Source organism: Arthrobacter sp. 05L45_2 (assembly GCF_056397525.1).
In genome coordinates, this window is the sequence record NZ_JBFTNO010000059.1 from 1 (window position 1) to 14,692 (window position 14,692).

Genomic DNA, 14,692 nt, shown 5'->3' on the forward strand with positions numbered 1-14,692 from the left:
CGTCCACCGCGACACCCTCGGCGACCAGCAGTTCGGCGACCCTTCCGGCGTACGGGGACGGCAACTCGACGAGGGACTTGGCGGTCTCGATCTCGCACAGCACGTCATTGACGGCCACGGTGTCGCCAGCCTTGACCTTCCAGGACACGATTTCGGCTTCGGTGAGGCCCTCGCCGACGTCGGGAAGGTTGAACTTGTTCACGGTCATGGAAATCCCCGTCAGTAGGCGAGGGCGCGGTCCAGCGCCTCTAGGATGCGGTCGATGTCCGGCAGGTAGTCTTCCTCCACTTTGGCGACCGGGTACGGCATATGGAAGCCGCCGACGCGGATGACCGGGGCTTCCAGGGAGTGGAACGCACGTTCGCTGACCCGGGCGRCGATCTCGCCGCCGATGCCTCCGAACGTGGGTGCCTCGTGGGCGACGATCAGCCGTCCCGTCTTCCGGACAGACTCCGTGACGGTGTCGAAATCGATGGGCGAGATGGAGCGCAGGTCGATGACTTCGACGCTGTGGCCGTCCTCGGCCGCGGCTGCGGCCGCCGCGAGGGCGACGGGCACCAGCGGGCCGTAGGCCACGACGGTCGCCTCAGTCCCGGCCCGCAGCACGTGGGCCTTGAACGGGTCGTCGGACTGGCCGGGGGAGGCGGTGTCGACGTCGCCCTTGAGCCAGTACCGCCGTTTCGGCTCGAAGACGATCACGGGGTCCAGGCAGTCGACGGCCTGCTGGATCATCCAGTAGGCGTCCTGCGGGTTGGACGGGGTGATGATTCGCAGCCCGGCGGTGTGGGCGAAGAGCGCCTCGGGCGACTCCGAGTGGTGCTCGATCGAGCCGATGCCGCCGCCGTAGGGGATGCGGATCACCACGGGGACGGTGAGGTTGCCGTTGCTGCGCGAGTGCATCTTGGCCAGCTGGGTGGTGATCTGGTTGAAGCCGGGGAAGACAAAGCCGTCGAACTGGATCTCGCAGACCGGCCGGTAGCCGCTCAGCGCCAGGCCGATCGCGGTACCGATAATGCCAGACTCGGCCAGCGGGGTGTCCACCACGCGGTCTGCACCGAATTCGCCGATGAGTCCGTCGGTAACCCGGTAAACGCCGCCCAGCGGGCCGATGTCCTCGCCCATCAGCAGGGTGCGGGGGTTGTTGGCCAGGGTCGCGCGCAGGCCCTCGTTGATGGCCTTGGCAATGGTCATGGTGGTCATCGCTGCGCCCCCTCCGTGTCGGCCTCGGCTGCTTGCTGCCCGGGGGCGCCGGTCTCATCGGCAAAACCTGCACTGTATTCCTCGAACCACGCCAGCTCTTCGGCCACCAGCGGGTGGGCCTCGGCATAGGTGTTGGCGAAGGCCGTCCGGATGTCCGGGGTTCCGAGGTCATGGATGGTCCGGCGCACATAAGCTGCGAGTTCGTCGCCGTCGGCCTTTACCTGTTCGAAGAACGCGTCATCGGCCAGGCCCTGGGCCCGAAGGTACTTTTCCAGGCGCTCCAGCGGGTCCTTGGCGCGCCAGCTGTCCTCTTCCTCCGAGGGGCGGTACTTCGTGGGGTCATCGGCCGTGGTGTGGGCGCCGACGCGGTAGGTGAAGGCCTCGATCAGCACCGGGCTCTTGCCTTCGCGGGCGCGCTCCAGGGCCCATTCGGTCACGGCATGGACGGCGATCACGTCGTTGCCGTCCACCCGGATGCCCGGGAAGCCGTAGCCCTTGGCGCGGTTGGAGAGCGGAATGCGGGTCTGCACGGCTGTGGGCACGGAGATGGCCCAGTGGTTGTTCTGGCAGAAGAACACAACAGGGGCGTTGTACGAGGAAGCGAAAACCATGGACTCGTGGACGTCGCCCTCGGAGCTGGCGCCGTCGCCGAAGTAGACCATAACGGCGGCCTTGGGTGCCGCCGCGGCCGGCGCACCATCCCCGGCGGCCGCGTTGGCTGCGGCCAGCTTCTGGTCGCGCTGGATGCCCATGGCGTAGCCGACGGCGTGCGGGGTCTGCGCGGCGAGGACCAGCGTGTAGAGATGGAAGTTGGTGTCTTTGGGGTTCCAGCCGCCGTTGGACACACCCCGGAATTGCCGGAGCAGCTCGGCGAGATCGACGTCGCGGGTCAGCGCCACCCCATGCTCCCGGTAAGTGGGGAAGATGTAGTCCTGCGGCTGGCTCGCCCGCCCGGAACCGATCTGCGCCGCCTCCTGGCCGGTCAGCGGCACCCAGAGCGCCAGCTGGCCCTGCCGCTGCAGCGCGGTGGCTTCGACGTCGAACCGCCGGATCTTGGCCATATCGGCGTAGAAACCGCGGAGTTTGCCGGCATCAAGGCGGGCTGCGTACTCGGAAAACACCGGATCGGAGCCGAGGGTCCCGTCCGGGCCCAGGAGCTGGACCATCGGCACGTCCGGGTCGCCCAGCACAGCCTCGGCCTGCGCCTCGCGCTGGTCGTCCACGTCGGTTCCATCGAACTCGGTAGCGGGCAGATGTGTGGCGCCCATACCGTCTCCTTGCCTGCCGCACTCGCATGCGTCGCAATAGCTGGGATATATGCCGGATCAGGAATACATTCCTGATCCGGCATATATTTTGGCTTACTCGTCCCTACTTTATCCGTAGCGGGTTCCCGGCGGGCGTCATGTTAAGCGCTAGGAACGCCGCGGGCCTTTTGTATAGATCGCACACAATTCCAGGAAGCGCGTGTTGGCCTCGGATTCGCCGATGCTAACGCGGACCCCTTCGTTGCCGAAGGCCCGCACGGACAGCGCCCGCTCCCCCGCCAGTGCGGCGAATTCGGCGCTGTTTTCGCCGAGATTGAGCCAGACGAAGTTCCCCTGGGCGTCCGGAACGAACCATCCCAGATCCCGCAGCCCGGCCGTCACGCGATCGCGCTCCTCCACCAGGCTTTGTACCCTTTCTACAACCTCGTCAAAATGCTCCAGCGAGGTGACGGCGGCGACTTCGGCAATCTGGGATACCGCGAAGGGTGTAGCCGTGACGCGCAGGTGCTGGGTGAGCTCGGGGCGCGACACGCTGTAACCCACGCGCAGGCCGGCCAGGCCGTGCGCTTTGGAGAACGTGCGGAGCACCACGACGTTCGGGTGTTTGCGGTACATCGCGATGCCGTCGACGGCGTCCTGGGCCCGGACAAACTCCTGGTAGGCCTCGTCAATGACCACCACAACGTCCGACGGGACGGTTGCCAGGAAACGCTCGGTCTCCCCCGTGGTGAGGATGGGCCCGGTGGGGTTGTTCGGGGTGCACAGCAGGATCACCCTCGTGCGCGCGGTCACGGCAGCAGCCATCGCGTCGAGGTCGTGCCGGCCGTCTGCCAGCAACGGGACCTGGACACTCTCGGCACCGGCAAGACCAACGCTGATTGGATAAGCCTCGAAGGACCGCCAGGCGTAGATCACCTCGTCGGCCTTGCCGTCGTCGTTCTGGCCTGCGAACGTGGCCAGAAGCTGGTTCAGGGCGCCGAGGCTGCCGGCACCCGTGACGATGTCCTCGGCGGGAACGTCCAGGAAGCTTGCCAGCGCCCCGCGCAACTTGCTGCTCAGGGGGTCCGGGTACCGGTTGAAGTCTGTCTGCGCTGCGATGGCCTGCTGCACTGCAGGAATCGGGGGCAGGGGGTTTTCATTGGAGGAAAGTTTGTAGCTCACGAGCCCCTCGACCGGAACCGGGGGTTTGCCGGCCGCGTAGCGGGGAAGGAGGTCTACTACCGGCCGCGGGCGGATCTCGCCGGCCTGGTTGTCTGATGAAGTCATGCTTCTTAGCCTACTTCGCCCTCCTGCCGGCACAACGGATCATGTGACAGCATGGGGCCATGCGCTCACTTTTCGTGCGGGTCATCGTCAATGCACTGGCCCTGTGGATCGCCAGCTGGATCCTCCCCGGCCTGGACATCTCCACCACCGCAACCACGGGTGCCGTGGCCAAAAGCGGCGTCACCCAGGGCACGGACACGATCGGGATCATCCTGGCGTATCTGTTCATCGGGCTCATCTTCGGGCTGGTCAATGCCTTGGTCAAGCCCTTGGTCAGCCTGCTCTCGCTGCCACTCACCATCCTCACCCTGGGCCTGTTCACGATTGTCATCAACGCCGCGATGCTTTACATCACCTCCTGGCTGAGCGCCTACACTCCGGTCCACTTCACCATTGATTCGTTCTTCTGGACCGCTGTCCTCGCTGCCATCATCATCACGGTGGTCTCCCTAGTGGCAGGCCGGCTTCCGGGCGGCCGCCGGCGCTAACCCGGCACCCCGGCCGGCACAGGCTGCGGGGCCTGCCCGGAGCGCGGCGCGGGACGGGCCGAGGGCAGGCCAGGCCGCGCCGCCGGCGGTGCCAAGGACGGGCCGGTGACAACGCGGCCCGGGCCCGGGCCCGGAGCCGTCACGACGCCCTTCGCGGGCGGCAGTTCGCGCCGCAGGGAAAAGCGCGTCACGGTCGCGCGGCCACCCGCACCCACCACACCGGCGAGCGCGGCAGTGGAAGCCTGCAACGAGGGATCCGTACTGGCCGAAACGGCTTCGGCCCCTTCTGCGTAGTTTTCAAGGTTGTGGCCCGGTCCGAGGCCAAACCCCTGCTCCGGAGGCAGTGCGAGGTCGTTGGTCAGCGTGACCGTGACACGGTCCTTTGTGTCGGCGTTGGCTTGCCCGTCGGCCCCCGGCACCCAGTCGTGCTGGTGTTCAAGGTGCAGGCTGCTGATCCCCGGCTCCGGGGTAATGCCGCCCACCGGTGAGCCGGCGGTCAGGACGTACTTGAGGTCGAATTCGGACAGGAATGCCTTGTCCCGGCTGAGGTTCATGGCGTGAATTCCGCCCTGGCTGTAGCCGACCACTGCGATCTGCTCGCCAGCTTCCGCTCCTGCCTCCCGCATAGCCTGCCGGATGGCCACGCTGGTCGCTTCCGAGTCGTAGCCAAGCCCCTCGGCGATACCGGCCGTGTCGAAGGGGTTTGATCCCGCCGGCAGTCCGCCCAGTTGCGTCCCGGGGATGATGAGCACCCAGGCGCGCCGGATCCCGCCGTCGATCCGAATCACCTCGATGTCACCGCTGTTCCGGCCCACAGCCCCGGCCCGCCGCAGCAATCCGGCCGGGGAGACGTCGACGTCGGCCACCGTTGTATCGCTGCCCACGACGGTGACCGGGCGTGGTTTCAGGAATCCCAGCCCCGGCGTGTTGGCGAGGTCCCGGACGGCTGACCGGACGTCGGCGGGGCCGCCGAGCGCATAGATGGCACCGGCGAGCGGGAACTGCAGGCCCAGGAGCAGCGCCAGCCCACGCGGCGCCATCGCAACGCCGCGTTCCACTTGGTCGCGGACTCCCGGGAGTTCGAAGAGCCCGGGCGCAGAGCCGTAGCCCGGGGCGGAGATGCCCAGCCGGAGCAGCAGGGCATTACGGGACTCGGTGTATTCGTACTCCCGGTGACTGGCCCGGACCCCATTCGCGATGTGTTCCAGCTCGGCCCGCACGGCGCCGACGTCCCGCCCGGCCTCGCCTACCGCGATGATGGCATCGCTGCCGCTGCGGTAGGAATCCTGCTGGTAGTCGAAGAGCGCCCGGCGCACGGCGTCGGCTCCGGCCTCCACGGCGTAAAGCTGGCGCACAATGCCATCCAGGGCAGCCGCGCCCGCCAGCAGCTCCTCGAACTGGAAACTCACGCCGCCGATTCCGCCCCGGATCTGCAGCATCCCGTCGGGCCGCGGCGGAGCAGGACGTGGAACCTCGCCGGACCCGGACGGCGTTACTTCCGCCATCAGTAGCCCGCACGTCCGGAGGAGAGCACCACGTTCCCGGCATGCCGCAGGACCACGCCGGCCGCGTCCTGCAGGTGGTCACGTGCCCGGCGCAACGAGGCCGCCTCCAGTGACATCGTGACGCGGTAGGCGCGGCCGGCCGGAGATTGCCAGCCGTGAAGTTCAAGCTGGCTGAGCCGGGCCAGGGCCTCCCCGGCCTGCTCGGCGCAGGACACCGTCCTGGCCGCCAGTTCCTGCACCTCGTACCCTCGGGAGGCGCACGCTGCAGCCTCTGCGGCCGTAACTGTGGCGCTCATGGTTAGCTACCTTCCCTCGCCGTCTTATTGGTGATTCGACGTTAGGTCCCGGGTGTGGGCCGGGATAAGGCGGCCGGGACACTATGTGGAAAACCTTCCTCGGGCGGGGGTTGGGGAGCGGAAAGCACTCTGCTGGATGTCATACGCAACGGCCCGCTTCAGGCCCGGCGGGACTTCATGAAAGAATTGGACCATGCCTGAAACTGCCGCCACAGCTGAGACCCGCACGCCTTCCGGACGCCTGGCCCTTGCCGCGTCCGACCACCAGATCGCGCTCGGCCCGCTGGACGGCCGCTACCAGTCGGCGGTCGCCCCGCTGGTTGACTACCTGTCCGAGGCCGCCCTGAACCGTGACCGGGTCGCCGTCGAAGTTGAATGGCTCATCCACCTGACCAGCAACAACGTGCTGCCCGGAGCCGGCCCGCTGACAAGCGCACAGCAGGATCAGCTGCGCGCCATTGTTACCGAATTCGACGCCGCGTCTGTGTCCGAGCTGGCCGAGATCGAGGCTGTCACCGTGCATGACGTCAAGGCGGTGGAGTACTACATCGGCCGGCGGCTGCCGGGCATCGGGATCGAACACCTGACGGCCATGGTGCACTTCGGCTGCACCTCGGAGGACATCAACAACCTTTCCTACGCGCTCGGGGTCAAGGGCGCCGTCGAGGACGTGTGGCTGCCCGCAGCCCGCAAGCTCGTCGCCCAGATCAGCTCGATGGCCGAAGCCAACCGTGCGGTTCCGATGCTCTCCCGCACGCACGGCCAGCCGGCGACCCCCACCACGCTGGGCAAGGAGCTGGCCGTGATCACCCACCGGCTGACCCGCCAGCTGGACCGCATCGCCCGGACCGAATACCTCGGCAAAATCAACGGCGCCACCGGCACCTACGCCGCACACGTCGCCTCCGTACCGGGCGCCGACTGGGAGCAGGTCGCCAAGAGCTTCGTGGAGACGCTCGGCCTGGACTGGAACCCGCTGACCACCCAGATCGAAAGCCACGACTGGCAGGCCGAGCTGTACGCCGACGTCGCACGCTTCAACCGCATCCTGCACAATGTCTGCACCGACATCTGGAGCTACATCTCGATCGGCTACTTCGCGCAGATTCCGGTCGCCGGAGCCACCGGGTCTTCGACCATGCCGCACAAGGTCAACCCGATCCGCTTCGAGAACGCCGAGGCCAACCTGGAGATTTCCTCCGGGCTCCTGGACGTGCTGGGCTCCACCCTGGTGACCTCGCGCTGGCAGCGCGACCTCACGGACTCCTCCTCGCAGCGCAATATCGGTGTGGCATTCGGCCACTCCCTGCTGGCCATCTCCAACGTGGCCAAGGGACTGGACCGCCTGGACGTCGCGGAGGCCGTGCTGGCCAAGGACCTGGACACCAACTGGGAGGTCCTCGGCGAGGCCATCCAGATGGTGATGCGCGCCGAGGCGATCGCCGGCGTCGAAGGCATGGAAAACCCGTACGAACGGCTCAAGGACCTGACCCGCGGCCAGCGCGTCGACGCCGCCCGGATGCAGGAATTCGTGCAGGGCCTGGGGCTGTCCGCGGACGCCGAAGCCCGGCTCCTGGCCCTGACCCCGGGCAAGTACACCGGCATCGCGGAGAAGCTGGTCGACCACCTGGCGTAGCCGCAGCCACTCGGATTTAACCTTCCGGCAGGCCGCCGTTTACGCGGCCGTCGAGGACCGGCCAGCTTCCGGGGGAAAGCTGGGACTGTTACCGACACGAGGAGACCCCTTGCCGACCGACACTGAGTCGAGAGCACGGACTATTCCGGCCGGCCCCCGTCCGGCCGCCGACACGGACCCCGGACCAGGCCCACGCCCGGATCCCGACGACCCCCGCGCGGCCGGGCTGAGCCTGATGAGCTTCAACATCCGCTGCGACATCCCGGCGGCCCTTCCCGGCGAGGCGGACTACTGGCCGGAGCGCATTCCCGCCCTGCAGGCCGTCCTGGCCGAGGAGCTGCCCGACGTGCTGGGCATCCAGGAGGGCCTCGAGCACCAGCTGGCCGTCATCGATGAGGCCCTCCCCGAGCATTACCGGATGATCGGCCATGGCCGCGACGGCGGCAGCGCCGGCGAGCACTCCAGCATCTTCTTCGATTCCCGCCGCCTCACGCTGCGGGACTGGGACCAGTTCTGGCTGTCGGACACCCCCGCGGTGGTCGGCTCGGCGACCTGGGGGAACAACGTCACCCGGATCGCCACGTGGGGCCGGTTCGAGGACAACCGCACCGGCCGCGAGCTAATGGTGGTCAATACCCACTTCGACCACGAATCGGAGAACGCCCAGCTGCGCAGCGCCGAGGCCCTCGTGGACCACGCCACGCGCTTTGAACAGGGCCTCCCCACCGTCCTGATGGGCGATTTCAACGCCGACGCCGGCGCCTCCGGGGCGTACAGCACACTGGTGGACAGCGGCGCGTTCCGTGACTCATGGACGGTCGCGCAGGAACGCCTGACCCCGGCCTACGGTACTTTCCCCAACTACAAGGACCCGGTGGTGGGCGAACGGCGCATCGACTGGATCGCCGTCACCCCTGACATCCACGTTGCCGAGGCCGCCGTCAACACGTTCCGGCTCGGCGACCGTTATCCCAGCGACCACGCCCCGATCCAGGCCACCGTCCTGATCCCCTAGGTAATGCCCGCCCGGGCCCGCTTCCCCGCCGGTAAACTCGCTGGCATGAGGCTTTTGCTGATCCGCCATGGGCAGACTCCGGGCAACGTCCTGGGGCAACTGGATACGGCCCACCCCGGGCCCGGCCTGACGGAACTCGGTGAACGCCAGGCGGCCGCCCTGGCCCGCTCCCTGGCCACCCAGCGGATAGGCCTGCTCTACGCCTCGACCCTGCTGCGCACCCAGCTCACCGCCACGCCGCTCGCTGCCGCCCGCGGCCTGGAGATCGAGGTGCTGGAAGGCCTGCGGGAAATCGAGGCCGGTGCGCTGGAGAAACTCACCGACCGCGAATCCCACCTGCGCTACCTGGGCACCGTGTTTGCCTGGGCCGCGGGTGACCTCGACCGGCGGATGCCAGCGGGGCCCAGCGGCCATGACTTCTTCGAACGGTACGACGCGTCCATCGCCAGGATCGCGGCGGCTGCCGCCGGCCGCGGGGACGACGACGCCGTCGCCGTCGTCAGCCACGGCGCCGCAATCCGCGTCTGGACCGGTTTGCGCGCCGGCAATGTCGGGGCAGAGTTCGCCGCGCGGCACGTGCTCGCCAACACCGGCATCGTGGCCCTCGAAGGGGATCCCGACGCCGGGTGGCGGCTGATCCACTGGGACGACAGCCCGGTGGGTGGCCTCGCCCTGGCGGACCCGACGGCCGAAGACCCCACGGGCCGCCCCGCCTGAGCTGAGCCGGGGCCGCGTGCCCACGGCCGGGGGCCGGGAATTCTCGCACCCCTTACGCGGCGGAAACACCACGGAAACGGCGCCTGCCTAGCCTAGGTCTGCATAACCCTTCGGCGAATCGAGGCAATGATGCAGACCAACCCGCGTCTCAACATCAGGCAGGTCCCCTGGTCGCACCCGGTGGGCGCCGACCTGCGGGCTGCCCAGCAGGCGGAACTGGATGCACGCTTTGGCCACGGTGAACACGAGGCCGGGGCGCCGCCGTCGGAAGCCGACTCGGCGGTCTTCCTCGTGGCGCACGACAAGGCGTCCGGCCAGCCCGTCGGCTGCGGCGGCCTCCGGCTGCTTGATGAGCACACCGCCGAGATCAAGCGGCTCTACGTGCTGCCGTACACGCGGGGCTCGGGAGTGGCCAGCTCCATCCTGGCCGCCCTGGAAGGCCACGCCCACGCCCTGGGCATCACCACGCTCACTGCCGAGGCAGGATCGGTGCAGACCGACGGCCGGCAGTTCTACCAGAATTCAGGCTTCACTCCGGTCCCCAACTTCGGACCGTACGTGGGCCTGGACCACTCGTACTGCTTCGCCAAGGCGATCGACTCGCACAGCGCCGCCCACACGGCCATGGCCTAGGGGTTCGCTCAGGTCCAGAAATCGTCCGCTTTGGCCGTGTCCTCGAAATACTCCCGGCCTTCAGCGACTTTTCCGTCGCGGAGCACAAACGTGATGATGGTTCCCATGTCGAGGGTCTTGCCGTTGGCTTCGCCGTGGGTGCGCTGGATCKCTACCGTATGCTTGTCACCGCCAACAATGTCCTCAACGTCGGCCCGGAAATTGCCCTGCGTGCGGGCGCCCAGCTCGCCGAAGTACGCCAGGACGGCATCGCGGCCCTGCTTGGTTCCTGACAGCACGCCGCTCCCCGCAACGTGCCAGACTGCGTCCTCCGCGAAGATCTCGACAAGAGTCGCCATATCCCCTGAATTGAAGGCCTCGTATCCTCGCCGGACCAATTCAACATTCTCTGCGTTTCCCATGATCGGACACCTCTCTACCGTCCTTGGCGGGTCATGCTGGGACGGTTAAAGGCTAGTCCCGGCCCGGGGTGCTGTCGATGGCGAATCGGCCAGCCGGCGCCCGATTCCGCGGGCCGCGGTCTGCAGTGCCGGCACCAGCGCCTGCAGCCGCATTTCCTGCAGTGGAACCACGACGCCGAGGGCCGCGACGGTCCGCTTCCGGGCGTCCCGCACGGGTACTGCGATCCCCCACGTATCGGCATCGACCACCCCGGCCAACTGGGCGAACCCGTCGGCGGCGGCTCCGCCCAGCAGGCGCCGGACGTCACCGGGGCGGAGGGCGCCGGCAGGATCGTTGAACTGGCGAAGATACTCCGCCTGGACCGCGGCAGGCTGGTGGGCCATCAGGGCCAGCCCGGCCGAGGACAGGTGCACGGGCATCCGGCCGGCAACCTTCGCCCGGTTCACCACCGAGCCGCGCCGCGAGAGGCGCTCGACGAACAATGCATCCCAGCCGTCCAGCACGGCGAGGTTCACATTCTGGTGCAGCACCTGCTGGATGTCTTCCATAAACGGCATGGCAGCCTGCCGCAGGGCCAGGGTGGGCGAATTCCGGTTCACGAGTTCCCACAGCCGCAGCCCCAGCCGGACGGACCCGCCGGCGCCGAGTTCCAGCAGCCCGTGCCCGGCCAGTTGCCGGACCAGCCGGTGGGCCGAGGTCAGTGGAAGGCCGGCCCGGTCGGCGAGATCGGAGAGTGGCAGGGCCGAACCCTCAGGGAACGACTCCAGCAGGCGGACAACGCGGTCCACCACGGAATCCCCCGACCCGGAATTTGCCACGCTTCCCGCCTCCGCACTGTTGACCGCCCCGACTGGTGCCTAACGGTGCCAGTCTTCCATTGAACGGTCAGGCGCGCCCGCGTGACGGCGGGACCATCCGCCGCCACGGCGCGGGTGCCAGCACAACGCCGACGCCGACGGCGGCTCCGATGAGGGTCTCCATCAGGCGGTCCCGCAGCAGCGTTCCAGCGGGCACCGGGGCCACCAGGAGGGTTGAGATCAGCGCGAGGGGGGTGACGAACACCTGCGCCAGCATGTACTGCCGGGCAATGAACATCTCGGCGCCGAACTGGCACGCGGCGATCACCAGGACGGTCTGCCAGGGGGCCGGCTGCAGCAGCAGGATCGCCGCCAGCAGCACCAGTCCCAACGCCGTGCCGATGATGCGCTGCACCCCGCGGCTGATCCGGTGCCGGGTGCTGTGCCCGACCAACGGCACAACGGCCGCCACCATGGCCCAGTAGTTGTGGCCGAACCCGAGGCTTCCGCCCACCAGCGTGGCCAGGCTGCCCGCCAGGCCCGCGGCGACCAGATACCCCACAGCTTCCAGGCCCGCGACGCGGCGTTCGGCGGCGTTCAGGCGCGGCGGCGGCGACCACACCCACGGCTGCCGCCGGCTGGGCGCGACGCGGGCGGACAAACCGATCAGCAGCGAGAACACCACCGTCAGGACAGCCACCAGCATGCCCTGCCACAGCGGCGGCTGGCTGGGGATCGAGGCGATGGCCGCGAACGCGAAGATATGGAACAGCGACCCCGCGGGGCGCAACCGCCACCACGCCACCACCAGCGAGCAGCCGCCGGCCACCAGGGTGGTCGCCAGGACCTGCAGCCAGATGGTGCCGCCGGGGGTCAGCGCCAAGGCCGTGCCGGCGCGGGCCGTCAGCGCGCTGAGCAGCATCACGGCCAGCATCAGGGTGCCGGCGCGCAGCTGCAGGACAAACCGCCGGCCGTGGGGCTCGTTGCGTCCGTAGATACCGGTGAAGGCGCCGAACGAAGCGAAAATGGCCAGATCCAGCCGGCCAAGAAGCACCAGGGTGATCAGCGGCACGAAGACACCGACGGCGCAGCGGATCGCGACCTGGTGGTCCTTGTTGGCTGGCGCCACGGAGAACATTTCGGCGAAGAAGTTAGCAGCCTTCACGGACGGGAACGGCCTTTCCTGGCAGTCGGTTGGGGTCGACGGCGGCACTGGCATCCAGCTGAATCGTATGCTTTCCCGGTGGCCTGCGGCCCCTTGGCTTCCGTTCAACGGAAGGGCGGGGCCGGCGGCGGAGGTGGTAGCGTCTATCGGTTGAACCACCCGTACGGCTCACTCCGGAGGACCCATGCTCAAAGGATTCAAAGACTTCATCCTTCGCGGCAACGTGATCGAACTGTCCATCGCCGTCGTCGTCGGTACCGCCTTCACGGCCCTGGTCACCGCGTTCACTACCAACATCGTCAACCCGATCATCGCGGCAGCGGGCGGCGTGGAGACCCAGGGCCTCGGTTTTTCCGTATGGCCCGGCAACGCCAAGACCTTCGTGAACATCGGAGCTGTGATGACGGCGTTCGTAACGTTCCTCATCACGGCCGGGGTGGTGTACTTCATCTTTGTGGCCCCGATGAACAGGATCAACCGGATGGTCAAGCACCGGCTGGCCGCCCCGGAACCCGAGGAGAAGCCCATCCCGGCGGACACCGCGTTGCTGGCGGAGATCCGGGACCTGCTGGCGTCGCTGGCCGGCAGCGGAGCGGGCGCGGCGGATCGCGGCAGCGCGGACGGCGCTGGCGTCGCGACGGATAGCGACGGCGCCGCCGCAGAGTCTCGCGAGGGAGCGGGGTCTCGTGAGGGAGCAGAGCCTGGCCGGACGGCGGAGTTCACCGGCGGACGCTCCCGCTAACCGGGCCGGGCGCGGCAGCGGTGCGCGCGGCCGGCCCGGCGGTGAGGGCTAGGCCGCCTTCGTCATCCTGATCGTCAGGGCTTCGTGCTCCACCTCAACCATGAGGTGCTTGGCCTTGCCAATGTGGTCGCCGTCGAGCTGGAACTCCTGCTCGTGGTCGAGGCTGATTTCCGCGGACTTCCCGGCGAAGTACTCCACGGCCTTGCTCTTGCCCTTCTTGCGGCCGAACATGCCGGCGAGGACGTTGAACCAGCCGAACCTGCCTACCGGGGCCAGGAGCAGGACGTCCAGGATGTTGTCATCGATCTTGGCGTCAGGGAAGACTTCGATGCCGCCGGTGATCTTGCCGCAGTTGCCCACCATAACGCTGCGGATCCGGCGGCGCACCGGGTGCTGTCCGTCGATGCTGATCCTGGCTTTCACCGGCTTGCCGGGCAGGTGCCGGATACCGGCCTCCACGTAGGCGAGCCAGCCCACACGGTCCTTGAGTTCGTCCACGGTGTTCGCCATGATCGCCGCGTCGTAGCCAAGGCCGGCCATGACCAGGAAGACCTGCTCGTCCTCGGAGTGGTCAAGGCGTGCCTTCACCACGTCCACCTTGATGTCGGAGCCGTTCAGGACGTCGTAGCTGGCGGCCACCGGATCCGTGATGTCGACCCCGATGTTGCGGGCCAGCAGGTTGCCCGTACCCATCGGGACCAGGCCCATCGGGGTCCCGGTGCCCGCAAGGACCTCGGCCACACAGCGCACGGTTCCGTCGCCGCCGGCGGCAATAACGACGTCGGCCCCTGCCTCGAGCGCCTCGCGCGCCTGGCCCAGKCCGGTGTCCTCGGCCGTGGTCTCCAGCCAGAGCGGTTCCGCCCAGCCCTGCGTCTCGCAGAGGCGGTAGAAGGAGGCCTTGAAATCCTCGCCGGAGGACTTCATGGGGTTGATGATCACGGCGGCGCGCTTGAGCTGGACGGAGGAGTCCTGTGCGGCATCGGCCTGGACGGATTCGTCCTGCGCGGCATTGGTCTGTGGCATGGTGTCCTTCGGGCGTGTGGGCGGGATGGGTCCCGCAGGGAAATCCTATAGCGAGAGAGCGGTTTTACCGGCCCGGCAGTGCACTGCATGGACGGTGCCGCCTGCCCCTGCGTAGCCAGTCCCGTAATAGCTGCGGGGCAAATCATCATTTCCGGGCCGGGTTGTGCCAGACTAAGCGGGATTTACCGGCCCAGAGGGGACCGGAATCACTCATCTCATTTGGGGGAATGATGACAGAGCGCTCAGATTTTGACGCCAGAAATGAATCCGAGTCCGTTGGGGGCGCCCGGCCGGTTCACGGCCAGCACTGGCCGGACGGGGCGCCGTGGCCGGATTCTCCCGGCCACCGGCAGGCACAGGCGCCGGCCTTCCCGATTCCCGCCGTCCGGGCCGCTGCACCGGAAAACACCGTACGCGGGGTGGTCTTTGCCCTGGCGATGGTGCCGGCCGGCGTCGCCCTTTGGCTGGTCCTATGGAAGCTGGGCTGGATGGCCTCGATCGTTGCCTTCCTGACGGCCGCCGGAGCCGCGCGGCTGTAC

The 14,692-nt window shown here is 68.1% G+C and carries 16 protein-coding genes and 1 pseudogene; 7 read left to right on the forward strand and 10 right to left on the reverse strand.

From position 1 onward, the window contains the following. From AC1DHD_RS06815 to AC1DHD_RS06830, 4 genes are all read right to left on the reverse strand, one after another. Window positions 1–208: biotin/lipoyl-containing protein (locus AC1DHD_RS06815; protein ID WP_476878988.1), on the reverse strand; the 208-nt coding region annotated here is incomplete at its 3' end. 11 nt (window positions 209–219) lie between these two features. Next, window positions 220–1,200, reverse strand: coding sequence for an alpha-ketoacid dehydrogenase subunit beta (locus AC1DHD_RS06820; protein WP_476878989.1), 981 nt, complete (start codon window positions 1,198–1,200; stop codon window positions 220–222). After that, window positions 1,197–2,468: a thiamine pyrophosphate-dependent dehydrogenase E1 component subunit alpha gene (locus tag AC1DHD_RS06825; protein WP_476878990.1), complete on the reverse strand. Its 1,272-nt coding sequence runs from the start codon at window positions 2,466–2,468 to the stop codon at window positions 1,197–1,199. Before AC1DHD_RS06825 ends, AC1DHD_RS06820 begins: the two co-directional genes overlap by 4 nt. Window positions 2,469–2,615: 147 nt before the next feature. After that, a complete protein-coding gene (locus AC1DHD_RS06830) occupies window positions 2,616–3,734 on the reverse strand; it encodes a histidinol-phosphate transaminase (protein WP_476878991.1) in 1,119 nt (372 codons plus the stop codon). Window positions 3,735–3,793: 59 nt separating this feature from the next. Here AC1DHD_RS06830 and AC1DHD_RS06835 point away from each other — a divergent pair, with 59 nt between their 5' ends. Beyond that, the gene (locus AC1DHD_RS06835; RefSeq protein WP_476878992.1) at window positions 3,794–4,222 is read left to right on the forward strand and encodes a phage holin family protein; all 429 of its coding nucleotides are present in this window, start codon (window positions 3,794–3,796) and stop codon (window positions 4,220–4,222) included. Here the strand turns inward: AC1DHD_RS06835 and AC1DHD_RS06840 are convergent. Both AC1DHD_RS06840 and AC1DHD_RS06845 read right to left on the reverse strand, forming a co-directional pair. Beyond that, a complete protein-coding gene (locus tag AC1DHD_RS06840) occupies window positions 4,219–5,631 on the reverse strand; it encodes a hypothetical protein (RefSeq protein ID WP_476878993.1) in 1,413 nt (470 codons plus the stop codon). The genes AC1DHD_RS06835 and AC1DHD_RS06840 overlap by 4 nt on opposite strands. A gap of 95 nt (window positions 5,632–5,726) precedes the next feature. Further along, entirely contained in the window at window positions 5,727–6,023 is a 297-nt protein-coding gene (locus AC1DHD_RS06845) for a hypothetical protein (protein WP_476878994.1), read from the reverse strand. 193 nt (window positions 6,024–6,216) lie between these two features. On the opposite strand from AC1DHD_RS06845, the gene purB reads away from it, so the two are divergent. From purB to AC1DHD_RS06865, 4 genes are all read left to right on the forward strand, one after another. Next, complete coding sequence (gene purB / locus AC1DHD_RS06850) at window positions 6,217–7,659, forward strand: adenylosuccinate lyase (protein WP_476878995.1); 1,443 nt, start codon at window positions 6,217–6,219, stop codon at window positions 7,657–7,659. Window positions 7,660–7,894: 235 nt separating this feature from the next. Next, window positions 7,895–8,674, forward strand: a complete 780-nt coding sequence (locus AC1DHD_RS06855) for an endonuclease/exonuclease/phosphatase family protein (RefSeq protein ID WP_476878996.1) — start codon at window positions 7,895–7,897, stop codon at window positions 8,672–8,674. Window positions 8,675–8,719: 45 nt separating this feature from the next. Beyond that, window positions 8,720–9,391, forward strand: coding sequence for a histidine phosphatase family protein (locus AC1DHD_RS06860; RefSeq protein WP_476878997.1), 672 nt, complete (start codon window positions 8,720–8,722; stop codon window positions 9,389–9,391). Between the two features lie 129 nt (window positions 9,392–9,520). After that, a complete protein-coding gene (locus AC1DHD_RS06865) occupies window positions 9,521–10,024 on the forward strand; it encodes a GNAT family N-acetyltransferase (protein WP_476879003.1) in 504 nt (167 codons plus the stop codon). A gap of 8 nt (window positions 10,025–10,032) precedes the next feature. Here AC1DHD_RS06865 and AC1DHD_RS06870 read toward each other — a convergent pair whose 3' ends face one another. The 3 genes from AC1DHD_RS06870 to AC1DHD_RS06880 form a co-directional block, all read right to left on the reverse strand. Continuing rightward, on the reverse strand, window positions 10,033–10,425 hold the full coding sequence (locus AC1DHD_RS06870) for a nuclear transport factor 2 family protein (RefSeq protein ID WP_476878998.1): 393 nt from the start codon (window positions 10,423–10,425) through the stop codon (window positions 10,033–10,035). Window positions 10,426–10,470: 45 nt separating this feature from the next. Then, entirely contained in the window at window positions 10,471–11,244 is a 774-nt protein-coding gene (locus AC1DHD_RS06875; protein WP_476878999.1) for an IclR family transcriptional regulator, read from the reverse strand. 67 nt (window positions 11,245–11,311) lie between these two features. After that, window positions 11,312–12,388, reverse strand: coding sequence for an FUSC family protein (locus AC1DHD_RS06880; protein WP_476879000.1), 1,077 nt, complete (start codon window positions 12,386–12,388; stop codon window positions 11,312–11,314). Between the two features lie 184 nt (window positions 12,389–12,572). Here AC1DHD_RS06880 and mscL point away from each other — a divergent pair, with 184 nt between their 5' ends. Then, window positions 12,573–13,130 carry a large conductance mechanosensitive channel protein MscL gene (mscL, locus tag AC1DHD_RS06885; RefSeq protein WP_476879001.1) on the forward strand — a complete coding sequence of 186 codons (558 nt, stop codon included), beginning with the start codon at window positions 12,573–12,575 and terminating at the stop codon, window positions 13,128–13,130. A gap of 48 nt (window positions 13,131–13,178) precedes the next feature. Here mscL and AC1DHD_RS06890 read toward each other — a convergent pair whose 3' ends face one another. After that, window positions 13,179–14,153 (reverse strand): diacylglycerol/lipid kinase family protein, encoded by a 975-nt coding sequence (locus AC1DHD_RS06890; protein ID WP_476879002.1) that lies wholly within the window; start codon window positions 14,151–14,153, stop codon window positions 13,179–13,181. Between the two features lie 227 nt (window positions 14,154–14,380). Here AC1DHD_RS06890 and AC1DHD_RS06895 point away from each other — a divergent pair. After that, window positions 14,381–14,692: pseudogene (locus AC1DHD_RS06895) on the forward strand (hypothetical protein); the annotation flags it as partial.